24 protein-coding genes are annotated in these 24,734 nt (G+C 55.7%); 18 read left to right on the top strand and 6 right to left on the bottom strand.

From position 1 onward, the window contains the following. Positions 1-43: 43 nt before the first annotated feature. Entirely contained in the window at positions 44-1,690 is a 1,647-nt protein-coding gene (gene fumA, locus ENTMO_RS0110825) for a class I fumarate hydratase FumA (RefSeq protein ID WP_010430411.1), read from the bottom strand. 199 nt (positions 1,691-1,889) lie between these two features. Here fumA and manA point away from each other — a divergent pair, with 199 nt between their 5' ends. Together manA and ENTMO_RS0110815 are read left to right on the top strand one after the other, a co-directional pair. Then, a complete protein-coding gene (gene manA, locus ENTMO_RS0110820; protein ID WP_010430409.1) occupies positions 1,890-3,065 on the top strand; it encodes a mannose-6-phosphate isomerase in 1,176 nt (391 codons plus the stop codon). A gap of 99 nt (positions 3,066-3,164) precedes the next feature. After that, entirely contained in the window at positions 3,165-4,697 is a 1,533-nt protein-coding gene (locus ENTMO_RS0110815) for a YdgA family protein (protein WP_010430407.1), read from the top strand. 39 nt (positions 4,698-4,736) lie between these two features. Here the strand turns inward: ENTMO_RS0110815 and ENTMO_RS0110810 are convergent, their stop codons facing one another. Both ENTMO_RS0110810 and ENTMO_RS0110805 read right to left on the bottom strand, forming a co-directional pair. Then, the gene (locus tag ENTMO_RS0110810) at positions 4,737-5,591 is read right to left on the bottom strand and encodes an alpha/beta fold hydrolase (RefSeq protein WP_010430404.1); all 855 of its coding nucleotides are present in this window, start codon (positions 5,589-5,591) and stop codon (positions 4,737-4,739) included. 15 nt (positions 5,592-5,606) lie between these two features. Continuing rightward, positions 5,607-6,587, bottom strand: coding sequence for an MBL fold metallo-hydrolase (locus ENTMO_RS0110805; RefSeq protein WP_010430402.1), 981 nt, complete (start codon positions 6,585-6,587; stop codon positions 5,607-5,609). Between the two features lie 107 nt (positions 6,588-6,694). Between ENTMO_RS0110805 and ENTMO_RS0110800 the strand changes: the two genes are divergently transcribed. Further along, on the top strand, positions 6,695-7,591 hold the full coding sequence (locus tag ENTMO_RS0110800; protein WP_010430400.1) for a LysR family transcriptional regulator: 897 nt from the start codon (positions 6,695-6,697) through the stop codon (positions 7,589-7,591). Positions 7,592-7,593: 2 nt separating this feature from the next. Here the strand turns inward: ENTMO_RS0110800 and ENTMO_RS0110795 are convergent, their stop codons facing one another. After that, the gene (locus ENTMO_RS0110795; RefSeq protein ID WP_010430397.1) at positions 7,594-8,622 is read right to left on the bottom strand and encodes a Mal regulon transcriptional regulator MalI; all 1,029 of its coding nucleotides are present in this window, start codon (positions 8,620-8,622) and stop codon (positions 7,594-7,596) included. Between the two features lie 178 nt (positions 8,623-8,800). Here ENTMO_RS0110795 and malX point away from each other — a divergent pair, with 178 nt between their 5' ends. The 3 genes from malX to add all read left to right on the top strand — a co-directional run bounded on the left by malX (position 8,801) and on the right by add (position 12,712). Continuing rightward, positions 8,801-10,393: a maltose/glucose-specific PTS transporter subunit IIBC gene (gene malX, locus ENTMO_RS0110790; protein ID WP_010430394.1), complete on the top strand. Its 1,593-nt coding sequence runs from the start codon at positions 8,801-8,803 to the stop codon at positions 10,391-10,393. A gap of 48 nt (positions 10,394-10,441) precedes the next feature. Further along, entirely contained in the window at positions 10,442-11,614 is a 1,173-nt protein-coding gene (locus ENTMO_RS0110785) for a MalY/PatB family protein (RefSeq protein WP_010430391.1), read from the top strand. A gap of 96 nt (positions 11,615-11,710) precedes the next feature. Then, on the top strand, positions 11,711-12,712 hold the full coding sequence (gene add / locus ENTMO_RS0110780) for an adenosine deaminase (RefSeq protein WP_010430386.1): 1,002 nt from the start codon (positions 11,711-11,713) through the stop codon (positions 12,710-12,712). Positions 12,713-12,763: 51 nt separating this feature from the next. Here add and ENTMO_RS0110775 read toward each other — a convergent pair whose 3' ends face one another. Further along, the gene (locus ENTMO_RS0110775) at positions 12,764-13,804 is read right to left on the bottom strand and encodes an oxidoreductase (RefSeq protein WP_010430384.1); all 1,041 of its coding nucleotides are present in this window, start codon (positions 13,802-13,804) and stop codon (positions 12,764-12,766) included. A 241-nt stretch (positions 13,805-14,045) separates the two neighbouring features. Here ENTMO_RS0110775 and blr point away from each other — a divergent pair, with 241 nt between their 5' ends. From blr to gstA, 12 genes are all read left to right on the top strand, one after another. Continuing rightward, on the top strand, positions 14,046-14,171 hold the full coding sequence (gene blr / locus ENTMO_RS24630) for a division septum protein Blr (protein ID WP_168112406.1): 126 nt from the start codon (positions 14,046-14,048) through the stop codon (positions 14,169-14,171). A 222-nt stretch (positions 14,172-14,393) separates the two neighbouring features. Further along, positions 14,394-14,609, top strand: a complete 216-nt coding sequence (ydgT, locus tag ENTMO_RS0110770) for a transcription modulator YdgT (RefSeq protein ID WP_010430382.1) — start codon at positions 14,394-14,396, stop codon at positions 14,607-14,609. 85 nt (positions 14,610-14,694) lie between these two features. Beyond that, positions 14,695-15,135 carry a DUF2569 domain-containing protein gene (locus ENTMO_RS0110765; RefSeq protein ID WP_010430380.1) on the top strand — a complete coding sequence of 147 codons (441 nt, stop codon included), beginning with the start codon at positions 14,695-14,697 and terminating at the stop codon, positions 15,133-15,135. Positions 15,136-15,211: 76 nt separating this feature from the next. After that, the gene (gene rsxA, locus ENTMO_RS0110760) at positions 15,212-15,793 is read left to right on the top strand and encodes an electron transport complex subunit RsxA (RefSeq protein ID WP_010430378.1); all 582 of its coding nucleotides are present in this window, start codon (positions 15,212-15,214) and stop codon (positions 15,791-15,793) included. Continuing rightward, entirely contained in the window at positions 15,793-16,371 is a 579-nt protein-coding gene (gene rsxB / locus ENTMO_RS0110755) for an electron transport complex subunit RsxB (protein WP_010430374.1), read from the top strand. The genes rsxA and rsxB overlap by 1 nt, the downstream gene beginning before the upstream one ends. Beyond that, positions 16,364-18,385, top strand: a complete 2,022-nt coding sequence (gene rsxC / locus ENTMO_RS0110750; protein ID WP_010430372.1) for an electron transport complex subunit RsxC — start codon at positions 16,364-16,366, stop codon at positions 18,383-18,385. Before rsxB ends, rsxC begins: the two co-directional genes overlap by 8 nt. After that, positions 18,386-19,438, top strand: a complete 1,053-nt coding sequence (rsxD, locus tag ENTMO_RS0110745) for an electron transport complex subunit RsxD (RefSeq protein WP_010430369.1) — start codon at positions 18,386-18,388, stop codon at positions 19,436-19,438. A 10-nt stretch (positions 19,439-19,448) separates the two neighbouring features. Beyond that, entirely contained in the window at positions 19,449-20,069 is a 621-nt protein-coding gene (rsxG, locus tag ENTMO_RS0110740; protein WP_010430368.1) for an electron transport complex subunit RsxG, read from the top strand. A 2-nt stretch (positions 20,070-20,071) separates the two neighbouring features. After that, positions 20,072-20,758: an electron transport complex subunit E gene (locus tag ENTMO_RS0110735; protein ID WP_010430367.1), complete on the top strand. Its 687-nt coding sequence runs from the start codon at positions 20,072-20,074 to the stop codon at positions 20,756-20,758. Beyond that, positions 20,755-21,390 (top strand): endonuclease III, encoded by a 636-nt coding sequence (gene nth / locus ENTMO_RS0110730; protein ID WP_008500570.1) that lies wholly within the window; start codon positions 20,755-20,757, stop codon positions 21,388-21,390. The genes ENTMO_RS0110735 and nth overlap by 4 nt, the downstream gene beginning before the upstream one ends. A gap of 612 nt (positions 21,391-22,002) precedes the next feature. After that, positions 22,003-23,511: a dipeptide/tripeptide permease DtpA gene (gene dtpA / locus ENTMO_RS0110725; RefSeq protein ID WP_010430365.1), complete on the top strand. Its 1,509-nt coding sequence runs from the start codon at positions 22,003-22,005 to the stop codon at positions 23,509-23,511. A gap of 109 nt (positions 23,512-23,620) precedes the next feature. After that, on the top strand, positions 23,621-24,226 hold the full coding sequence (gene gstA / locus ENTMO_RS0110720; protein ID WP_010430362.1) for a glutathione transferase GstA: 606 nt from the start codon (positions 23,621-23,623) through the stop codon (positions 24,224-24,226). Positions 24,227-24,286: 60 nt separating this feature from the next. Here gstA and pdxY read toward each other — a convergent pair. Then, a partial coding sequence (pdxY, locus tag ENTMO_RS26555; protein ID WP_010430359.1) for a pyridoxal kinase occupies positions 24,287-24,734 on the bottom strand: 448 nt, incomplete at its 5' end.

The raw sequence follows: 24,734 nt of genomic DNA, 5'->3' as shown, positions 1-24,734 counted from the left end.
GTGGGCCGGGTAAGCGTCAGCGCCACCCGGTATTTTCTTCAGACTACTTCACACACGCCGAACACTGAGAAGACTGGATCTGTTTGAAGAAGTCGTTACCTTTGTCATCCACCAGGATAAACGCCGGGAAATCTTCCACTTCAATTTTCCAGATCGCTTCCATACCCAGTTCCGGGTATTCCACGCACTCCAGGCTCTTGATGCTGCCCTGCGCCAGCACCGCTGCCGGGCCGCCGATGCTGCCCAGGTAGAAGCCGCCATGCTTGTGGCAAGCGTCCGTCACCTGCTGGCTACGGTTACCTTTCGCCAACATGATCATGCTGCCGCCGTTGGCCTGAAGCTGGTCAACGTACGAATCCATACGGCCTGCCGTAGTCGGACCTAACGAGCCGGACGCGTAGCCTTCAGGCGTTTTCGCCGGGCCTGCGTAGTAGATTGGGTGATCTTTAATGTACTGCGGCAGCCCTTCGCCGTTGTCCAGACGCTCTTTCAGCTTCGCGTGCGCAATGTCGCGGCCCACGATAATCGTGCCGTTCAGGGAGAGACGGGTCGAGACCGGATATTGAGAAAGCTGCGCCAGAATCTCTTTCATCGGACGGTTCAGGTCCACGCGAACCGCTTCCCCCTCGCCCGCTTTACGCAGTTCTTCCGGGATGTATTTGCCTGGGTTGTTCTCCAGCTTCTCGATCCAGATGCCGTCGCGGTTGATCTTCGCCTTGATGTTACGATCCGCCGAGCAGGACACGCCCATGCCCACCGGGCAGGATGCGCCGTGGCGCGGCAAACGGATCACGCGAATGTCGTGCGCGAAGTATTTGCCGCCAAACTGTGCGCCCAGCCCCAGGTTCTGCGCTTCGGTCAGCAGTTCCTGCTCAAGCTGCACGTCGCGGAACGCCTGGCCGTGTTCGTTCCCTTCTGTCGGCAGGCCGTCGTAGTATTTGGTCGACGCCAGCTTGACGGTTTTCAGCGTGCTTTCCGCCGAGGTACCGCCGATCACGAAGGCGATATGGTACGGCGGACACGCTGCGGTACCGAGGGTACGCATTTTCTCAACCAGGTAGTTTTTCAGCTTGCCCGGGGTGAGCAGCGCTTTGGTTTCCTGGTAGAGGTAGGTTTTGTTAGCCGAACCGCCGCCCTTGGCGATGCAGAGGAATTTGTATTCGTCGCCATCGACGCTGTAGAGGTCAATCTGAGCAGGCAGGTTGGTACCGGTGTTGACCTCTTTGTACATATCCAGCGCCGCGTTTTGCGAGTAGCGCAGGTTATCTTCGATATAGGTGTTGTAGACGCCATGCGCCAGCGCCGCTTCGTCACCGCCGCCGGTCCAGACGCGCTGGCCTTTTTTGCCGGTGATAATTGCGGTACCCGTATCCTGGCAGGTCGGCAGAATGCCCTTCGCCGCGATATCCGAGTTACGCAGGAACTGCAGCGCCACGTACTTATCGTTCTCGCTGGCCTGCGGATCGCTCAGGATATCGGCAACCTGCTGCTGATGCGCCGGGCGGAGCATGAACGAAGCGTCGTGGAAGGCCTGCTGTGCCATCAGCGTCAGCGCCTGCGGGTCAACTTTGAGGATCTCCTGTCCCTCAAACTCAGAGACAGAAACGTAATCGCGGGTTAACAGGTAATACTCGGTCTGATCCTTACTGAGGGGAAAAGGATCCTGATAATGAAAGGGTTTGTTCGACATTGTTCTCTCACTTACTGCTTCGGTCTGATTGTTCAGGGCAGATGTTCCGCTGCCCGGCTTAAAAGCGAGTCAGCTTATCCTACACAATTTTTTAACAAAAACTGAGACTAGTACGACTTTTTACATCCGCAGGTTACTTCCACGCGGTTTATTGCTTTAATACCCGGAGTTAATTCCACATTTGAATCAGGGCTTGATAATGCAAAAACTCATCAACTCAGTGCAAAACTACGCCTGGGGAAGTAAAACTGCGTTAACGGATCTCTACGGTATCGCCAACCCGGACAACCTGCCGATGGCAGAGCTGTGGATGGGCGCGCACCCGAAGAGCAGCTCAAAAATTGAAGACGCCAGCGGCCAGGTGCGCAGCCTGCGCGACGTGATTGATGCTGATAAAGCCGCACTGCTGGGCGACAAGGTTGCCACGCGTTTTGGCGAGCTGCCGTTCCTGTTTAAGGTACTGTGCGCCGACCAGCCGCTCTCCATTCAGGTTCACCCGAACAAGAAAGCCTCTGAAATCGGCTTTGCGAAAGAGAACGCGGCGGGTATTCCATTAGACGCGGCTGAACGTAACTACAAAGATCCAAATCACAAGCCGGAGCTGGTTTTTGCACTCACCCCATTCCTGGCGATGAACGCGTTCCGCGAGTTTTCGGAGATCGTTTCTCTTCTGCAACCTGTGGCGGGTGCTAACAAGGCTATCGCCCACTTCCTGGAAAACCCGGACGCGGACGCGCTGAGCCAGCTGTTCGCCAGCCTGCTGAATATGCAGGGCGAAGAGAAATCTCATGCGCTGGCGGTGCTGAAAGCAGCGCTGAACAGCCAGCAAGGTGAGCCGTGGGAGACCATCCGTCTGATTTCCGAATTCTACCCGGACGACAGCGGCCTGTTCTCTCCCCTGCTGCTGAACGTGGTGAAGCTGAACCCGGGCGAAGCGATGTTCCTGTTTGCCGAAACCCCGCACGCCTACCTGCAGGGCGTAGCGCTGGAAGTGATGGCCAACTCGGATAACGTGCTGCGCGCGGGCCTGACGCCAAAATACATCGATATCCCTGAGCTGGTCGCCAACGTGAAGTTCGTGGCGAAGCCTGCCGACGAACTGCTGACTCAGCCGGTGAAAAACGGCGCAGAGCTGGACTTCCCGATCCCGGTTGAGGATTTCGCGTTTTCTCTGCACGACCTCAGCCAGGCCGAAACCGCCATCGCACAGCAGAGCGCGGCGATCCTGTTCTGCGTGGAGGGCGAAGCGACGCTGCAGAAAGGCCAACAGCGTCTGGTGCTCAAGCCGGGCGAGTCGGCTTTTGTTGCAGCGAACGAGTCGCCGGTTAGCGTGAGCGGCACCGGTCGTCTGGCGCGCGTTTTTAATAAGCTATAAGCACTTACTGAATTTTTTAACAACTCTTGCTAAGCTAGTTTAAGGTTTTATATCTCCGGGCGGTTTTTACCGCCTGGTTTCATTTTAGGGATAGTCGCAATGAAAAAATCGGTCGTAGCGGTTGGAGTGATTGTAGCGTTAGGCGTGGTCTGGACGGGTGCCTCCTGGTTTACCGGGAAACAGCTGGAAGGTCGTCTGGCTGAGATGGTCGCGCAGGCTAACGGAGAGATTAAGCGCAGCGCGCCGGAGGCTGGCGTTGAGCTTAGCTATCAGAACTATCAGCGCGGCGTGTTTACCAGCCATATGCAGATGGTGGTGAAACCTGTAGCAGGAAACGCGAACGCCTGGCTGAAGCCAGGCCAGAGCGTGGTGCTGGATGAAGTGGTCAGCCACGGTCCGTTCCCGCTGGCGCAGTTAAAATCGTTTAATCTGATCCCATCAATGGCGTCCGTTCACACGGTGCTGGTGAATAACGACGTCACCAGGCCACTGTTTGATCTGGCAAAAAATACCTCGCCTTTCGAAATCAATACTCGCATCAGCTATGCCGGTGACACGAGTTCCGATATTGCGCTGAAAGCGCTGAACTACGAGAAAGAGAACGAGAAGGTCGCCTTCAGCGGGGGTAACTTCAAACTGGACGCTGACCGCGACGGAAACGTGTTCTCTCTGACCGGTGAAGCAGAAAGCGGCGTGGTGAACGCAGTTAACGAATATAACCAAAAGGTTCAGCTCAGCTTCAACAACCTGAAAGCCGACGGCAACAGCCGTATGACCGATTTTAAAGAGCGTATTGGCGATCAGAAGCTCTCTCTCGATAAGATAGCAATCGCGGTTGAAGGTAAAGAGATGGCCGTGCTGGAAGGCATGGACGTGAACGGCAAATCCGACATCTCCAAAGACGGCAAGAATATCAATACGCAGCTGGATTACGCCCTGAAGAGCCTGAAGGTGCAGAATCAGGATCTGGGGACCGGAAAATTAACGCTGAAGATCGGCAATATCGACGGCCAGGCGTGGCACGAATTTAGCCAAAAATACAGCAAAGAGAGCCAGGCGCTGCTGACCGATGCCGCGCTGCAGCAGAATCCGGAAGTGTACCAGCAGCAGGCGATGGCGGTGCTGTTCAACAACCTGCCCATCCTGCTGAAAGGCGAGCCGGTGATCACCGTCGCACCGCTGAGCTGGAAAAACAGCAAAGGCGAAACCAACTTCAACCTGTCGCTGTTCCTGAAAGATCCGGCAGCTGCAACGGGTGAACCGCAGACGCTGGCGCAGGAAGTGGATCGAAGCGTGAAGTCGCTCGAGAGCAAGCTGACCATCCCAATGGACATGGCGACCGAGTTTATGACCCAGATTGCGAAGCTGGAAGGTTACGGCGATGAAGACGCTGGCAAACTGGCGAACCAGCAGGTGAAAGGTCTGGCGGCGATGGGCCAGATGTTCCGCATCACGAAAGTGGAAGACAACACGATTTCCACCAGCCTGCAGTATGCCAACGGCCAGGTAACCCTGAACGGCGATAAAATGCCGCTGGAAGATTTTGTCGGCATGTTTGGTATGCCCGCTCTGGGGATGCCGGAACCGGCTGAACCTGCAGCGCCAGCCGAACCGGCGGCACCGCAGCAGTAAACAGCAAAACCCCTCGCATGAGGGGTTTTTTATTGCCTGTTAAAATTTCCATCCCGCCAGGAAATCCATCAGCAGTGCGTTCACTTTCTCTGGCTGCTCCTCCTGCGGCAGATGACCGCACTCATCAATACCGTATGCCCGCAGGTTATCCGCCATTTCGGCCCAGACGCTTTGCATATCGAAGAGCTTGCCAACCGCGTGAAAATCATTGCCCCACAGCGACATTACCGGGCAGGTAATTTTCACGTCAGCGTCTGCCAGATCCTGCGCCACATCCTCTGCGTTTGCGCGATAGTCAGCCATTGCGCCTCGCACGGCACCCGGCGCCTGATACGCGCGTACATAGGTGTCAAACGCCTCGCCGCTGATGGTTGACGGGTCGTAGGTCCAGTCCGAGAAAAAGTGGCGCAGCCATACGTTTTCTCGACCCGCAATCAGGGCTTCCGGCAGGTCGGGCACAAGATGAAACAGGAAGAACCAGTATGCACGCGCAATCGAAGCAGTCAGATCGCGGGCCACAATACGCGTTGGCACGTTGTCCATTACCACCAGGCGGTCGATTAACTCGGGATAATCTTTCGCAAAGCGGGTCGCAACCCGCGCCCCGCGATCGTGCCCAACCAGCACCACCTTCTCCAGACCCAGCACTCGCATCAGTTCCCGGATGTCACGCGCCATGTTCCGTTTATCATAACCGGAGGCCGGTTTATCCGTTTCCCCATATCCGCGTAGATCAGGCGCAATCACGCGATAGTGGCGGGATAAAACCGGTATCTGGTGGCGCCAGGCATAGTTTGTTTCTGGAAAACCGTGCAGAAGAATAACCGGCGCGCCTTCACCCTCTTCGACCACAAACTGACGGATGCCGTTTACCGTTACGGTGTAACTTTTCATGCGGTTAACCTCACTTTATTTCAGCAGAGGCACATGGGCCGCACGTTGATAAGGACCATAATTTACGGGTGTCCAGCGGTAGCCCTGCGGCCGGGCGGTGATATGCCCAATACCCGGGAAAGGCAGATGCGCCGCGGCCATCCACTCGCCGTCTTTCGCCAGCGCGTTAAATTCCTGCGCGCGGGATGAGACGGCTTTTTTCGAATCGACATCGAAACGAATAGACACTTCAGGATGCGGGAACTGGACAGCAGGAGCATGAATCAGGTCCCCAATGAAGTTAATGGCCGTTCCCTGTGAAGCAAACCGATAAACGGTGCTGCCGGGCGTATGGCCAATGGCATAGGCTGTCTGGACTTCAGGAATAGGCGAAGCGGGCGGAATAAAGGTTTTAAGATGTCCGGTGGCTTTATACGCAGCCAATGCATTCCTGGCGATAGCGAAATAGGCTTTCGCATTCGCAGGCGCGCTCGCCTCTTTAGCCGGATCGAGCCAGTATTCGGCCTCCCCCTGCGGCACATAGACGGTGGCATTGGGGAACAACGCCTTACCGTCCGCATCGCTCAGGCCACACACATGGTCAAGATGAAGGTGGGTCAGGAAAATCGTATCGACCTGCTCAGGCCGATAACCTGATGCGTTCATATTGCCGATGAGCTGGCCGGCGGTTTCCGCCATGCAGTGGCCACCCCCGCTGTCAATCATGACCAGGTGTTTACCGGTATTCACCAGAAAGGCGTTGAAGGCGGTAGGCATGCGCTCGGCATCGATTTTTTGTTGTGCCAGCAGTTTACTAACCGCGTCGGGTGAAAGGCCTTGTAACAGCGTGGGCGAAAGATCGTTATAGCCGTCGAACAGCGCCGTCACCTCGTACTCCCCTACGGCAAGGCGATAATAGCCGGGGACCTGCTGCTTCACCTGCGCGGGGGCATCTGCCCACGTCACGCTCGCAAACATCAGGCCGCTGAACGCCAGAACCGTTTTCAACTTTTTCATCTTCACTCCAAATTCATGTTTATCAGGATGTGAAGAGACTATGGCAGCGTAACGACAAATAATGTAGATGTGTAATTTGATAAGGCAGCATAACGAAAAGCGAGATAATGAGACTGGAAGATATTGAAGTTTTTGTTGAAGCCGTCAGGGCGGGTAGCCTCGCCGGCGCCGCACGACGGCTCTCCATGAGCGCCATGGCCGCGTCGCGTGCCCTGACGCATCTCGAAGCGGAGCTGGGGGTTCGGCTGGTACACCGCACCACGCGTTCGCTCTCGCCCACCAGCGACGGGGATATTTTTCTCCCTCACGCGCTGGCGCTCCTGGAAGATAAAAGCAACGCGCTTGCCGACCTGTTTCCCGACGGGACCCACCTTTCCGGACGCCTGCGCATTACCGCCTCAGCGGGGTTTGGCCGGAAGATCGTGGCTCCTATGCTGACCCGGTTCATGCAGCAGCATCCCGCCCTGCAGGTCGATTTACTCGGCGCCGACGAACAGGTTGATATTGTCGGCAAAGGCATAGACGTGGCGTTACGCATTGCGCCGCTGCGCGATAACCGACTGGTTGCCCATCGCCTTTGCCATAACCCTCGCGATCTCTGCGCCAGCGCGGAGTATCTGGCAACAAACGGTTATCCAAAATCGTTTAACGATCTGGCGGCACACAGCTGTCTGACCACGTCAGACACGGTCCACTGGTCTTTCGAACAGGGCGAACTACGCTACAAGCAGAAGGTGTCGGGCCGATTCTCCGCGAACTCTGTCGAGGCCATTTTCGAAGCCTGTCTCGGTGGGATGGGGATCGCTAATTTATCTCGCTGGTACGTAGAACCGGCGTTCAGAGAGGGGAAACTCGTGCGCATCGTCCTCGAAGATGCCCAGCCGGAATCGCTGGCCGTGTGGGCGGTTTACCCGACCTCCCGCCTGATCCCGGCAAAAGTACGAAAGTTTGTGGAAGCCCTTGAGGCCGAGCTGCTGCTCAACCCGCTTACGCAACAGACCTGAGGTTATTTCGCCGTCACTAGCCGGGCCGCCACAATCTGGTGCCCGGCCTGGACATCCGTATTTTCGATGCGCTGCATGATCCTGTCCGCCAGCGTGTAGCCCATTTCGCGCGCGGGGGTAGTCGCCCAGACGATGGGCAGATCGTCGAGCGCGTTTTCGCCTACATCGGCAAATGCACCCAGCGCTACCTGATGGCCGAAGAAGGTTTCAACGCCCCCTTCACCGCTCTGACGTCCGGCGCGGATCAGACCAAACCACGCTCCCATCGCAATCACGTCGTTGTAGCAAATCACGGCGCTAATGGTCGGGCTGGCGCGCAGCAGCGAACCAATCGCTTCCGCCGCCATCTTCTGGCTGGAACCACATTCCACCACCCACTCACTGTGGAACGGCAGCCCGTATTTGATCAGCGTCGAACAGTAGCCGCCCACCCGCTCGGCGCGCGTGAGCGATGAGCTTTTCCCGCCGAGCCACGCAATACGCTGGTGTCCACGACGAATAAGATGCTCGGTCAGCATTTGTGCAGCCTGCATGTTATCCGGACGCAGCGTATCGGCTTCGTCGAGATAGCTGGCGCGGGAAGCAAAGACCAGCGGTACGCCCTTCTCTGCGGCGCGCTCACACAGCTCGCTGCCCACACCCGACGCCCCCGCCACGATCACGCCATCAACCCCCTGCGTCAACAGCATATCCAGCCGGGACAGCAGCTGCTCGGCGTCGCGACCACCGTGCAGCAAAAACACCATCCGTCCCTGTGCCTCTAGCGCTTCCGTTAATCCGGCTGTGAGCTCCGCATAAAACGGCGAGGTTAAGTCGCGAACGATCAAACCAATCACCCCACTTTGCCCACCGCGAAGCGCGGACGCCTGGCGGTTACGCACAAAGCCCAGTTGCTCAACCGCCTCGTTGACCCGCTGTCCGGTGGCGGGGGAGATACGCCCCTTCCCGCTTAAAACCAGCGACACCGTGCTGACGGAAACGCCAGCCGCGAGGGCAACATCATTGATGGTGATCTTTTTCGCTACAGCCATGGGTTGGCGTGACTCCCTGATAATGAGATCGGTAAAACGTTTTATCTATACGTTATCTTTATACTACCAGTAAAAGCCTGAGAATGTGATTTAGCGCGCACTAAAGTTTGATAAAACGTTTTATCTTCTCGCTGCATTGAAGCAGGTAAACTATTTTTAACCACCAAGGAGTCGTTTTATGACGGCGAAAGCAGCACAAAAAATATCGCTGTGGGAGTTTTTCCAGCAACTGGGTAAAACCTTTATGCTGCCCGTGGCACTCCTCTCATTCTGCGGGATCATGCTGGGGATCGGCAGCTCCCTGAGCAGCCATGACGTCATCACGCTGATCCCGTTCCTCGGCAACCCGGTGCTGCAGGCGATCTTCATCTGGATGAGCAAAGTCGGCTCCTTTGCGTTTAGCTTCCTGCCCGTCATGTTCTGCATCGCCATCCCGCTGGGCCTGGCGCGCGAGAATAAAGGCGTAGCCGCCTTTGCGGGCTTCGTGGGCTACGCGGTGATGAACCTTGCGGTTAACTTCTGGCTGACCGCAAAAGGCATTCTGCCTACCACCGACGCTGCCGTACTGAAAGCCAATAATATTCAGAGCGTGATCGGTATCCAGTCCATCGACACCGGGATCCTCGGTGCGGTGATCGCGGGTGTGATTATCTGGATGCTGCACGAGCGCTTCCACAATATCCGCCTGCCGGATGCCCTGGCCTTCTTCGGCGGTACCCGCTTTGTGCCGATTATCACCCTCGTGGTCATGGGTCTGTTTGGTCTGATCATTCCGCTGATCTGGCCTGTCTTCGCGATGGGTATCACCGGTATTGGTCGCATCATTAACGGCGCGGGTGATTTCGGTCCGATGATCTTCGGTACCGGTGAACGTCTGCTGCTGCCGTTCGGTCTGCAGCACATTCTGGTGGCCCTGATTCGCTTCACCGAAGCGGGCGGGACGATGGAGGTGTGCGGTCACGACGTGAGCGGCGCGCTGACGATCTTCCAGGCACAGCTGAGTTGCCCGACCACCCACGGCTTCTCTGAGAGCGCAACCCGTTTCCTGTCTCAGGGCAAAATGCCTGCCTTCCTGGGCGGCCTGCCGGGCGCGGCGCTGGCGATGTACCACTGTGCTCGTCCGGAAAACCGTCATAAGATTAAAGGCCTGCTGATTTCCGGTGTGATCGCCTGCGTCGTTGGCGGCACAACCGAGCCAATCGAATTCCTGTTCCTGTTCGTCGCGCCGGTGCTGTATCTCATTCACGCCGTGCTGACCGGTCTGGGCTTCACCGTGATGGCGGTACTGGGCGTCACCATCGGTAACACCGACGGCAACGTGATTGACTTCGTGGTGTTCGGGATCCTGCACGGCTTGTCCACCAAGTGGTATCTGGTGCCGGTCGTGGCGGCAATCTGGTTTGCGGTGTACTACGGCATCTTCCGCTTCGCCATCACCCGCTTTAACCTGAAAACACCGGGCCGTGATGCTGAAACAGCGACCAGCGTTGAACAAGCGGTTGCAGGGACGGTAGGAAAATCGGGTTACAACACCCCGGCCATTCTGGCAGCGCTGGGCGGTGCGGATAACATCACCTCGCTGGATAACTGCATTACCCGCCTGCGTCTGTCGGTGGCGGATATGTCGAAAGTGGATACCAATGGGCTGAAAGCTAATCGCGCCATCGGTGTGGTACAGTTAAATCAGCATAATTTGCAGGTGGTTATCGGCCCGCAGGTGCAGTCGGTAAAAGATGAACTGGCAACCCTGATGCGAACAGTAGAAGCCTGATGCCTCAGCCCCCTCTCATGAGGGGGTTTTACGTTAAGGATGAGAGTTATGTTTGATTTCTCGACCGTCGTGGATCGTCACGGCACCTGGTGCACCCAGTGGGATTACGTTGCCGACCGCTTTGGCGCGGCCGATCTGCTGCCCTTCACTATCTCGGATATGGATTTCGCCACTGCGCCCTGCATTACCGACGCGCTCCATCAGCGCATCGATCACGGCGTGTTTGGCTACAGCCGCTGGAAAAACGATGAGTTTCTGGCTGCCGTCGCGCACTGGTTCCAGCAACGCTTTAACAGCCGTATCGAAACCGAATCCGTCGTTTATGGCCCTTCCGTCATCTACATGGTGTCAGAGCTGATCCGTCTCTGGTCGCAGCCCGGCGACGGCGTGGTGGTTCATACTCCCGCGTACGATGCGTTTTATTACGCCATCGAAGGCAACGCGCGCCACGTCGTGCCGGTTGCGATGGTGAAACAGGCGAGCGGCTGGATGGGTGATATGGCCGCGCTGGAAACGGCCCTGGCCAAACCAGAAAACAAAATTTTGCTGCTCTGCAGCCCGCAAAATCCAACCGGTAAGGTCTGGACGCGGGATGAGCTGACGCAGATGGCGGAACTGTGCGCACGCTATGACGTGGCGACGATCAGCGATGAAATTCATATGGACATGGTGTGGGGAAAACATCATCACACACCGTGGAATGAGGTAGCACGCGGCAAATGGGCGCTCCTCACCTCTGGCTCGAAAAGCTTTAATATTCCGGCGCTGACCGGAGCTTACGGCCTGATCGGCGATGAAGCGAGTCGCATGGGTTACCTCCGCGCGCTTAAAGGCCGCGACGGACTCTCTTCCCCTTCCGTGCTGGCGCTGACGGCGCATATCGCCGCCTATCAGCAGGGAGCGCCATGGCTGGATGCCTTGCGGAGTTATCTGGAAGAGAATCTTTTGTTTATCGCGCAGGAATTAAACCGCGCTTTTCCGAAACTGAACTGGCAGCCGCCGGAAGCAACCTATCTAGCCTGGATTGACCTGCGCCCGCTGAACATTGACGACAAGGCGCTGCAAAAAGTGCTGATAGAGCAGGAAAAAGTGGCGATCATGCCGGGATATACTTACGGAGAAGAGGGTAATGGCTTCGTACGCCTGAACGCAGGCTGCCCGCGCAGCAAACTGGAACAAGGGGTGCAACGCCTCGTCGCCGGAATCGCTACCCTGTTGTAATACCATTGCGCAACGGAATATTCCCTTGCGCAAATAGCTTTTTACCCCGTTTTGTTTTTATAATATGGCGCACTTTAACCAGCAAAGAGTGCGACCATGATTGATACACGCCTGCCTTTAACTGATATTCATCGTCACCTTGACGGTAACATTCGTGCCCAAACCATCCTCGATCTTGGCCGCCAGTTCAATTTAACGCTTCCAGCACAAACGCTTGAAACCCTGATCCCACATGTTCAGGTCACCTCGAATGAGCCGGATCTGGTCAGCTTCCTGAGCAAACTCGACTGGGGCGTAAAGATGCTGGCCTCGCTGGATGCCTGCCGCCGCGTGGCGTTCGAGAACATTGAAGACGCCGCCCGTAATGGCCTGCATTACGTCGAACTGCGCTTCTCGCCGGGCTATATGGCAATGACCCACAACCTGCCCGTCGCGGGCGTGGTGGAAGCGGTGATTGAGGGCGTTCGCGAAGGGTGTAAAGCTTTCGACGTTCAGGCACGTCTGATTGGTATCATGAGCCGCACCTTCGGTGAAGCGGCTTGCCTTCAGGAGCTGGAAGCATTGCTGGCACATCGTGACCAGATCACCGCTGTCGACCTCGCCGGGGATGAACTAGGCTTCCCGGGTAGCCTGTTCCTCTCTCATTTCAATCGCGCGCGTGACGCGGGCTGGCACATTACCGTTCATGCGGGTGAAGCAGCAGGCCCGGAAAGCATCTGGCAGGCCATTCGCGAGCTGGGCGCAGAGCGTATCGGCCACGGGGTGAAAGCCGTCGAAGATCGTGCCCTGATGGATTTCCTGGCGGAGCAGCGCATCGGTATCGAATCCTGCCTGACCTCCAACATTCAGACCAGCACCGTGGCAACGCTGGATAAACATCCGCTGAAAACCTTCCTGGAACACGGCGTGCTGGCCTCGCTAAACACCGACGATCCGGCGGTTCAGGGTGTGGATATTATTCACGAATACAACATCGCCGCACCGCAGGCGGGCCTGAGCCGCGAGCAGATCCGCCAGGCGCAGATTAACGGGCTGGAAATTGCGTTCCTGACGCCTGAAGAGAAGCAGGCGCTTAAAGATAAAGTGGCTCGCGGTTGAGCATTTGCCGGGCGGCGCTGCGCTTACCCGGCCAACAAAAACATTGAGAACTTATGCCAGACAGAGCGTGGCGCGATGTTTGGCAGATTCGATGCCCAGCTCAATCAACTCCATGATCTGAATCGCCTGGCTGGCCGGAACCGGATTCTCTCCCGTCCCGTTGAGCGCATCACGGATAGCCGCGTAATAAGCCGGATAGTTTCCTGGAATGGTCAGCAGCGTTTCCTGAACCAACTCTTCACCTTCCGCGCGCGTCAGCACGCCATCACGCATGTCGTAGCCCCAGTCCTCTTGCGGCAAACGCTCACCGTTTTTCAGGCGGTCCTCCTGCGGATCTAAACCAAACTTCACGTAGCTACCACGCGTACCATGAAGAATATAACGCGCCGATTCCGCGGCGGCGAGCATCGTCCCGTGCAGTACGACACGACGCTGCGGATAGCTCAAAACGGCATGGAAGTAATCTGTCGTCTGCGCGCCAGGCCGAAGCTGTGCTAAATCAACCGTCATACTCACCGGCAGACCAAACAGATTTACGGCCTGATCGAGTAAATGCGGCGCTAAGTCATACCAGATACCGCTTCCGGGGCCCGCCTGTTCACGCCAGCGGTTACGCACCTGCGGACGAAAGCGGTCAAAATGAGATTCAAAATAGCCTATTTCACCGAGAGTGCCTTCACTAAGCAGGGCTTTCACCGTCAGAAAATCACTGTCCCAGCGACGGTTATGAAAAACGGACAACAGCCTGCCAAGACTTCTTGCCAGCGAATCCAGCTCGCGCGCCTGTGGCAGCGTCACGGTAAAGGGCTTATCGATCACAACATGTTTACCCGCTTCCAGCGCCGCTTTAGCTAACGGAAGGTGCGTGTCGTTTGGGGTAGGAATGACGATGACATCAATATTCGGATCGTTGAAAAGATGTTTAGGCTCAGAAACAACCGGAACGGTTGGCCAGTCGCCATGTACTTTTGCGGCATCACTGCTCGAAACCGCCCCCAGAGACATTCCCGGCGTCCCGCTAATCAGAGGCGCATGAAAGGTTTTACTCGCGTAACCATAACCAATCAGCCCGACACGGATATTTTCACTCATCGTAGTGCCCTCCTGTCATTATCTTATTTCACACTGGCTTTGCGGGTATTACTACACATTAATAATGTGTCATATGACTTAAAATAGCACCTTGCACCAGATGTTTTTGTTACAAGGATGTAACTCACTAAGATTGATTAAGGGTATCGTTCCCAAACCGCTTGCCGAGGTCAGTGCTGCACGGTAACATTTGCAATCTGTATTTATGGATAAATTACAAACACGAGTCATGTCATCAATAATTAATCGAATCATTGAATTAGCGGGATGGATTGTCCTTGGGGTTTCGGTCATTTTGCTTGGCGTTGCCAGCCACATCGATAACTACCAACCGCCGGAGCCTGTCACCGTCGCACAACCGAAGTAACGCCCTTGTGACACATTCTGTCAGTTGCATATTGCCAGCCGTGTTGAACAGGGTTAACCTTCTCTTCCAGGCATCGTCTGATGCCTGAATCTTTCAGCAAAGAAAACTCCTAATTTCGTCACATTACCTGAGTGGGCTGTTTTACGTCTTTATTTATCCGTTTATTATTCGAACGAATTACCGACACGGGTATTACTCACTTTTATATGGAAACTTATTAACATGACAGTTCAGGACTATTTATTAAAATTTCGCAAGATCAATTCCCTTGAGAGCCTGGAAAAACTGTTTGACCATCTAAACTACACGCTGTCGGATAATCACGAAATTATCAATATGTATCGCGCCGCTGACCACCGCCGGGCTGAACTGGTCTCCGGTGGCCGTTTGTTCAACGTCGGGGAAGTGCCGAAGTCCGTATGGCGCTACGTTTTATAAGAAAGTAGCCATCCGCGCGAAATGTTATATACTCTCCGCCCTGCAAATTTCTGTATACCCTTTCGCGCAGACTATGGGAGAGAGCATGACCGTATCGCCTGGAGAAAGAATTGGAGGCTGGTTAATCGCCCCGCTGGCATGGCTGCTGGTTGCATTATTAAGCGCATCGCTTGCGCTGTTACTCTATACCACCGCGCTGATCACACCTCATGCCATTCAGACCCTGATGTCGCAAAGTGTGCTTAATATTGCGTTGTGGTTTGCCTCGTTCGTCTTCGCCATCGGGATGTGGTACTACACGCTCTGGTTGACCATTGCGTTCTTTAAGCGCCGCAAAAGTGTGCCAAAACATTATATTATCTGGCTGCTGATTTCCGTGCTGCTGGCGGTGAAAGCCTTTGCTTTTTCTCCGGTTTCTGACGCGCTAGCGGTTCGCCAGCTGTTATTCCCGTTACTGGCTGCTGCGCTGCTGGTCCCTTACTTCAAGCGTTCGACGCGGGTGAAGAAAACCTTCGTGAACCCGTAATAACCTTACTGTTAACCTGTTGTCGCCTGTCGTGCTTTGTCCGATAATAGGCGGCTTTTTTATTTCAGGCTGAATAATGACCGATTACTTACTGCTCTTTGTCGGCACTGTGCTGGTTAACAACTTCGTTCTGGTGAAGTTTCTTGGCCTGTGTCCTTTTATGGGGGTTTCCAAAAAACTGGAGACCGCGATGGGCATGGGGCTGGCGACAACTTTCGTCATGACGCTGGCGTCCATCTGCGCATGGTTGATTGATACCTGGATCCTGATCCCGCTGGACATGATCTATTTGCGCACCTTGTCCTTTATTCTGGTCATTGCGGTCGTCGTGCAATTTACCGAAATGGTGGTGCGCAAAACCAGCCCGGCGCTCTATCGCCTGCTGGGTATCTTCCTGCCGCTGATCACCACCAACTGCGCCGTACTTGGGGTGGCGTTGCTGAACATCAACCTCGGGCATAACTTCATGCAATCGGCGCTGTACGGCTTTTCTGCCGCCGTCGGTTTCTCACTGGTCATGGTTCTGTTTGCCTCTATTCGTGAACGTCTGGCTGCAGCGGATATTCCCGCGCCCTTCCGCGGAAACGCCATTGCACTGGTGACGGCAGGTTTAATGTCTCTGGCCTTTATGGGCTTTAGTGGTCTGGTGAAGTTGTAATGAGTGCTATCTGGATTGCCATCGCCTCCATCAGCGTACTGGGGTTGGTGTTTGGCCTGATTCTGGGTTACGCCTCCCGCCGTTTCGCGGTTGAGGACGATCCCGTTGTCGAAAAAATTGACGAGCTGCTGCCGCAAAGCCAGTGCGGGCAATGTGGCTACCCCGGCTGTCGGCCTTATGCCGAAGCGGTTGGCGTGCAGGGTGAAAAAATCAACCGCTGTGCGCCCGGTGGCGAAGCGGTGATGCTCAAAATTGCCGCCCTGCTTAACGTTGACCCGCAGCCTGTCGACGGCGATGCCGAGGGGCAGGAACCGGTTCGCGCCCTCGCGGTGATCGACGAAGCGAACTGCATCGGCTGCACCAAATGTATTCAGGCCTGCCCTGTTGATGCCATTGTGGGCGCAACCCGCGCCATGCACACCGTTGTGGCCGATCTGTGCACCGGCTGTAACCTTTGCGTGGCCCCCTGCCCAACGCAGTGCATAGAACTGCGCCCGGTTGAAACGACTACCGAAAGCTGGAAATGGGATCTTCAGACCATTCCGGTTCGCAATATTCCTGTGGAACAACATGCTTAAGTTATTTTCTGCTTTCAGAAAAGAGAAGATTTGGGACTTCGACGGCGGTATCCATCCCCCGGAGATGAAAACCCAGTCAAACGGCACGCCGCTGCGACAAATTCCGCTGGCGACGCGTTACGTCATGCCGCTCAAACAGCATATCGGCGCGGAAGGCGAACTCTGCGTTAAAGAAGGCGATACCGTTCTTCGCGGCCAGCCGCTGACCTTTGGTCGGGGACGAATGCTGCCAGTACACGCCCCCACCTCCGGTAAAGTGGTGTCGATCGCCCCACATACCGTCGCGCACCCTTCAGCGCTGTCTGAACTGAGCGTGATTATTGAAGCCGACGGCGAAGACCGCTGGATCGACCGTGACGGCTGGAGCGATTACCGTTCCCGCAGCCGCGAAGAGCTGATTGAACGCGTTCATCAGTTCGGCGTGGCCGGTCTTGGCGGCGCAGGTTTCCCGACGGGTACCAAACTGCGCGGCGGTGGCGACAAAATTAACACGCTAATCATCAACGCTGCGGAATGCGAACCTTATATCACCGCCGATGACCGTCTGATGCAGGACTGTGCCGCCCAGGTAGTGGAAGGTATTCGCATTCTCTCCCATATTCTGCAGCCACGAGAAGTGCTGATCGGCATTGAAGACAATAAGCCGCAGGCCATTTCCATGCTGCGGGCCGTGCTGGCGGGTTGCCATGATATTAGCCTGCGCGTAATCCCGACCAAATACCCGTCTGGCGGCGCAAAGCAGCTGACCCAGATCCTCACCGGTAAACAAGTACCGCACGGTGGCCGCTCCTCTGACATCGGCGTGCTGATGCAAAACGTCGGTACGGCGTATGCGGTAAAACGTGCGGTGATTGACGGCGAGCCGCTAACCGAGCGCGTGGTGACGTTGACCGGTGAGTCGGTGTCCCGTCCAGGCAACGTCTGGGCGCGTCTGGGTACGCCGGTGCGTCATCTGCTGGAGCAGGCCGAGTTTTGCCCTGGTAGCGACCAGATGGTGATCATGGGCGGCCCGCTGATGGGCTTTACCCTGCCGTGGCTGGATGTCCCGGTCGTCAAAATTACTAACTGTCTGCTCGCCCCCTCTCCGACCGAGATGGGTGAAGAACAGGAAGAAAAAGGCTGCATCCGCTGCAGCGCCTGTGCTGATGCCTGCCCGGCGGATCTGCTCCCGCAGCAGCTGTACTGGTACAGCAAAGGCCAACTGCACGACAAAGCGCAGGCCCACAATCTTGCCGACTGCATTGAATGCGGTGCCTGCGCCTGGGTCTGCCCAAGCAATATTCCGCTGGTGCAATACTTCCGTCAGGAGAAGGCTGAGATTTATGCCATCTCAATGGAAGAGAAGCGCGCAGCCGAAGCCAAAGCGCGCTTTGAAGCCCGCCAGGCGCGTCTCGAACGCGAGAAAATCGCCCGCCAGGAGCGCCATAAACAGGCTGCCGTTCAGCCTGGTGAGAAAGATCAGGACGCCATCAACGCTGCACTGGCGCGCGTGCGTGAGAAAAAAGCCACTGCAACGCAAACCCTGGTGATCCCGGCAGGCGAAAAACCGGATAACAGCGAAGCGATTGCGGCACGCGAAGCGCGCAAGGCCCAGGCTCGCGCCCGTCAGGCAGAGAAAGCAGAAACTGCCCAGCCGGAAACGGGCGTCGATCCGCGTAAAGCGGCGGTTGAAGCGGCAATTGCCCGTGCCAAAGCCCGTAAAGCGGGTCAGAAGGACGTGGTTGTTGAGAAAGACGCTGAGGATCCGCGTAAAGTTGCCGTCGAAGCGGCCATTGCACGCGCGAAAGCGCGCAAAGCAGCGCAGCAGGCGCAAACTGCGGAGCCCGAAGTGCCGGTAGATCCACGCAAAGCCGCTGTCGAAGCCGCTATCGCTCGGGCCAAAGCGCGCAAAGCCGCCCTGCAGGAAGAGCAGCCGCAGGCCGCAAACGACGATCCACGCAAAGCCGCCGTCGCCGCCGCGATTGCGCGCGTTCAGGCGAAGAAAGCCGCACAACAAGCAGTTAACGAGGATTAAATGGTTTTCAGAATCGCAAGTTCCCCTTACACCCATAACCAGCGCCAGACATCGCGCATCATGATGCTGGTCTGCCTGGCGGCGTTGCCAGGCATTGCCGTTCAGTTCTGGTTTTTCGGCTGGGGTACCCTTTTCCAGTTGGTCCTTGGCTGCGCCAGTGCGTTAGCGGCGGAAGCGCTCGTATTGAAGCTGCGAAAAATGGCGGTCTCCCGCATTCTCGCTGACGACTCCGCGTTACTGACCGGCCTGCTGCTGGCGATCAGTATTCCGCCGTTTGCCCCGTGGTGGATGGTGGTGCTGGGTACCGTGTTTGCGGTGATTATCGCCAAACAGCTGTACGGCGGGCTCGGGCATAACCCGTTTAACCCGGCAATGATCGGCTATGTTGTTCTGCTGATCTCCTTCCCGGTGCAGATGACCAGTTGGTTGCCACCCCATGAAATTGCCGCCACGGTGCCTGGCTTTATGGATGCCCTGCACGTTATCTTCACCGGCCATACGGCCCTCGGCGCGGATATGAACGCGCTGCGTATGGGCGTGGACGGTATCAGCCAGGCAACACCTCTCGATACCTTTAAAACGTCCCTGCACGCCGGGCACAGCGTTGAGCAGATCATGAAATCCGCCATCTACAGCGGCGTGCTGGCCGGTGCAGGCTGGCAGTGGGTCAACCTGGCGTATCTGCTGGGCGGCCTGTTCCTGCTGCAACAAAAAGCGATCCGCTGGCATATTCCCGTCAGCTTCCTCGTGACGCTGGCGGTTTGCGCTACGCTGGGCTGGGTCTTCTCTCCTGAGTCACTGGCCAGCCCGCAGATGCATCTGCTCTCCGGCGCGACTATGCTGGGTGCATTCTTTATTCTTACCGACCCGGTTACGGCGTCAACCACCAATCGTGGCCGTTTGATCTTCGGCGCGCTGGCGGGTCTGCTGGTGTGGCTGATTCGCAGCTTTGGCGGTTATCCGGATGGGGTAGCGTTCGCCGTCCTGCTCGCCAACATTACCGTTCCGCTCATCGACTACTACACGCGTCCGCGCGTGTACGGTCATCGCTAAGGGTTTCGCCATGTTAAAGACCATGCAAAAACACGGCGTCACGCTGGCTATTTTCGCTGCGGTACTGACCGGCCTGACGGCGCTGGTGAACGAGCTGACCAAATCGACGATTGATGAGCAGGCGGCAAAGCAGCAAAAAGCGCTGTTTGATCAGGTGATCCCGTCTGACTTCTACGATAATGACCTGCAGAAAAGCTGCTTTGTTATAGAAGCGCCGCAGCTTGGGAAAGGCCCGCACCGCGTCTTTATCGCCCGCAAAGGGGATCGGCCTGTGGGTGCAGTCATGGAAACCACGGCCCCCGACGGTTATTCCGGAGCCATTCAACTGCTCGTCGGCAGCGATTTTTCCGGTACCGTACTGGGTACCCGTGTGACGGAGCATCACGAGACGCCGGGCCTTGGCGATAAAATTGAAACACGCTTAAGCGACTGGATTTTGCACTTTGCCGGTAAAGTGATCCACGGCGAAAATGACGCAGCGTTTGCGGTGAAGAAAGATGGCGGTGAGTTCGACCAGTTCACGGGTGCGACCATAACGCCGCGCGCCGTGGTTAACGCTGTAAAACGCGCCGGGCTGTATGCTGAAACGCTGCCTGCGCAGATTAACAATCTTCCGGCCTGTGAGGAGTAGCCATGAGCCAGGTTAAAGAGGTTATTGTTCAGGGGCTGTGGAAGAACAACTCCGCGCTGGTGCAGCTTCTGGGGATGTGTCCACTGCTGGCCGTCACCTCTACTGCAACCAACGCACTCGGTCTGGGGCTGGCGACCACGCTGGTGCTGACACTGACTAACCTGTCCATTTCCGCACTGCGCCGCTGGACGCCTTCGGAGATCCGTATTCCGATTTACGTCATGATCATCGCGTCGGTGGTGAGTATCGTTCAGATGCTGATTAACGCTTACGCGTTTGGCCTGTATCAGTCGCTTGGGATCTTCATTCCGCTGATCGTGACCAACTGTATTGTGGTCGGGCGTGCCGAGGCGTTTGCCGTAAAGAACAGCCCGGCGATGTCGGCGCTTGACGGTTTCGCTATCGGTATGGGGGCGACAGGTGCCATGTTTGTCCTCGGCTCGCTTCGTGAGATCCTCGGCAACGGTACGCTGTTCGACGGTGCAGATGCGCTGCTGGGCGGCTGGGCAAAAGCGTTGCGTATTGAAGTGTTCCACACCGATACGCCATTCCTGCTGGCCATGCTGCCGCCGGGTGCTTTCATTGGCCTTGGCATGATGCTGGCAATAAAATACCTGATTGATGAAAAACGTAAGCGCCGCGCGGCTGAGCGTAGCGTTCTGGAAGGGACACCCGAGAAGGCTTCATGAATAAAGAAAAGCGCATTGCGATCCTGACCCGTCTGCGGGACGAGAACCCGCACCCAACGACGGAGCTGAATTTTACCTCCCCGTTTGAGCTGCTGATCGCCGTGTTGCTCTCTGCGCAGGCTACCGATGTCAGCGTCAATAAAGCCACCGCCCTGCTCTATCCGGTGGCCAATACGCCGAAGGCGATGCTTGAGTTAGGCGTCGAAGGCGTGAAGTCGTATATCAAAACCATCGGCCTGTTTAACAGCAAGGCCGAGAACGTGATCAAAACCTGCCGGATTTTGCTGGAACAGCACGGAGGCGAAGTGCCAGAGGATCGTGCCGCGCTGGAGGCACTGCCCGGCGTCGGACGCAAAACGGCGAACGTGGTGCTGAATACGGCCTTCGGCTGGCCGACTATCGCCGTCGATACGCACATTTTCCGCGTCTCTAACCGCACCAACTTTGCACCTGGCAAAAACGTTGAACAGGTTGAGGAGAAGTTATTAAAAGTCGTTCCGGCGGAATTTAAGGTCGACTGTCATCACTGGCTGATTTTGCATGGCCGCTATACCTGCATCGCACGCAAGCCTCGCTGCGGCTCCTGCATCATCGAAGATCTTTGCGAATATAAAGAAAAAGTCTATCCCTGATCGCTTTAGCCTTTTTCACTCCCGAATCAAAACCCTATAAAAGGAAGGTCCTCTGCATACCTTCCTTTTGACCGTAATTTGTCCGCTTTTGCGCTATCCCACCTTATGGATTGTTCGGCCATTTAACACTGAAACAGGTTAATAGTTTTTTCATCACCAAAAATTTCTATACATCTGTGATCAAGATCACTCTGATAACGTCATGTTGGATTTTTGTTGTCAAACACCTCGCAAAACCTTTGCCCGACAAGAATTAACCGTTCATATACCGCATATAAGACCAGTCATTTTTCAGATTATGGGCTATATCACTACCTTAAAGGCCAAATAGCAGAACATATTGCCATATCGGGCCGGAAGGGGGTTAGGGGTAGTGAAAAAAACCAACAAAACGCAACGGATGAAATTTAACGCTGAATAACATTTGTGTGACCCGTGGATTATACCACCTCAGTTATATGTAACAGAGTATTTCAAACATATTGCCAGATGGGTCAGGATAGTGAACATTACCCGCCGTTTCCCCTCCCAATATAACTATAAAGCGGATGGACTACGGTCATCACGCTATGAACACCCCCGTTAATATGGGATGTAAAAAAAGAGGTATATGTGTCTACTGCAAACAATAAACCAACAAATGAAAGCGTGAGTCTCAACGCTTTCAAACAGCCGAAAGCGTTCTATCTCATCTTCTCAATCGAGTTATGGGAGCGTTTTGGTTATTACGGCCTGCAAGGGATCATGGCGGTTTACCTGGTTAAACAACTGGGTATGTCCGAAGCGGATTCCATCACGCTGTTCTCCTCCTTCAGTGCTCTGGTGTACGGTCTGGTTGCTATCGGCGGCTGGCTGGGTGACAAAGTCCTCGGCACCAAACGCGTCATTATGCTGGGCGCCATTGTCCTGGCGATTGGCTATGGTCTGGTTGCATGGTCTGGACACGATGCGGCTGTGGTCTATATGGGTATGGCAACGATTGCCGTCGGTAACGGTCTGTTCAAAGCGAACCCGTCCTCCCTGCTCTCTACCTGCTACAACAAAGATGACCCACGTTTGGACGGTGCATTTACCATGTACTACATGTCCATCAACATTGGCTCATTCTTCTCCATGCTGGCAACACCATGGCTGGCAGCGAAATTCGGCTGGAGCGTGGCCTTTGCGCTGAGCTTCGTGGGTATGCTGATCACCGTTGTGAACTTCCTGTTCTGCCGCAGCTGGGTTAAAGACTACGGTTCTAAGCCAGACTTCGAACCGGTTCACATGGGTAAACTGCTGGCCACCATCGCGGGCGTTGTCGTTCTCGCTGCGATTGCCACCTGGCTGCTGCACAACCAGGGCGTTGCACGTGCGGTTCTGGGCGTGGTTGCGCTGGGTATCGTCTGCATCTTTGCGAAAGAAGCCTTCGCCATGCAGGGCGCTGCACGTCGTAAGATGATTGTCGCGTTCATCCTGATGCTGGAAGCGATTATCTTCTTCGTGCTGTACAGCCAGATGCCAACTTCCCTGAACTTCTTCGCTATCCGTAACGTTGAACATTCAATCCTCGGTATCGCGTTCGAACCTGAGCAGTTCCAGGCTCTGAACCCGTTCTGGATCATGATTGGTTCCCCGATTCTGGCCGCTATCTATAACAAGATGGGCGACCGCCTGCCAATGCCGCACAAGTTCGCCGTGGGCATGGTGCTGTGCTCTTGCGCCTTCCTTGTGCTGCCGCTGGGAACGAAATTTGCGTCCGACGCGGGTATCGTCTCCGTTAACTGGCTGATCCTGAGCTACGCCCTGCAGTCTATCGGTGAGCTGATGATCTCCGGTCTGGGCCTGGCGATGGTTGCACAGCTGGTGCCACAGCGTCTGATGGGCTTCATCATGGGTAGCTGGTTCCTGACCACTGCGGGTGCGGCAATCATTGCAGGTAAGATTGCTAACCTGATGGCGGTTCCGGAAAACGTGACTGACCCACTGCTTTCCCTGAACGTATACGGCACCGTGTTCATGCAGATTGGTATTGCCACGGCGGTTATCGCTGTGCTGATGCTGCTGACCGCGCCTAAGCTGAATCGCATGACTCAGGACGACGACAAAACGTCTAAAGCGACCGAAACCGCTACCGCGTAATGTCATCGGGAAACGACTGAATGGAAAGAAGCCGCTAAAGCATTAGCGGCTTTTTTTTTATCCGAACGCGCACTAACATAGCTGATACCTCAGCAAAAAGGAGTTACCGATGAAACTGTTCTACAAACCGGGCGCCTGCTCTCTTGCTTCCCATATTACTCTTCGCGAGAGCGGCAAAGATTTCACGCTGGATGGCGTTGACCTGATGAAAAAGCGCCTCGAAAACGGCGATGATTTTTTCGCGATCAACCCGAAAGGACAAGTTCCGGCTTTGCTGCTGGATGACGGTACACTTCTGACCGAAGGCGTGGCGATTATGCAGTACCTGGCCGACAACGTGCCGGATCGTCAGTTGCTGGCACCAACAGGCAGTATCTCTCGCTATAAAACCCTTGAGTGGCTTAACTACATCGCGACCGAGCTGCACAAAGGCTTTACGCCGCTGTTCCGCCCGGACACGCCGGAAGAGTACAAACCGACCGTACGTGCGTTACTTGAGAAAAAGATGCAGTACGTTAATGAATCACTGAAAGACGATCAGTGGATCTGCGGTGCGCGTTTCACCATTGCTGATGCGTATCTGTTTACCGTTCTGCGCTGGGCGCGCGCGGTGAAGCTGAACCTGGAAGGGTTAGATCATATTGCGTCGTATATGGAACGCGTAGCGGCACGCCCTGCGGTTGCAGCGGCGCTGAAGGCAGAAGGGTTGAATTAATCCGAGTGCTCTGTATTGCCGGGTGGCGCTGCGCTTACCCGGCCTACACTATCCCTGCTCTTACAATTGGGTTGCGCTGAAATAATGCTCGGGCTTCGCGATACGATCCTGCGCTGCCACCACCTGCAGCTCATATTCCTGCATGTTTTTCGTCGCCATCATAATTTCATAAACTGCTGCGGTCACATGCTCAAGTGCATCCCGCAGAGCCGTCCCCTGGAGCAACTTCACCAGCAGCAGGCCGCTGGTCACATCGCCCACCCCTACCGGCTGACGCGTACCAAAATCCACCAGCGGACGGCTGATGTGCCATGCCTCGTCTTTCGTCACCAGCAGCATCTCAAAACGGTCCTGGCTTAACCCTGCGCGCGCAAGATGCTTCACCAGGACAATCTCAGGCCCCTGAGCAATTAGCTCGCGAGAAGCGCTTACAGCCTCTTCTACGCTGTTGACCGGATGCTCGCAGAGGATTTCAAGCTCGATCAGATTTGGCGCAATAATATCGCTG

Origin of the sequence: Enterobacter mori LMG 25706 (assembly GCF_000211415.1) — a bacterium.
GTDB classification, from domain to species: Bacteria; Pseudomonadota; Gammaproteobacteria; order Enterobacterales; family Enterobacteriaceae; genus Enterobacter; species Enterobacter mori.
The sequence above is the reverse complement of the archived record's forward strand: the minus strand, read 5'-3'. Positions and strand labels throughout refer to the sequence as shown.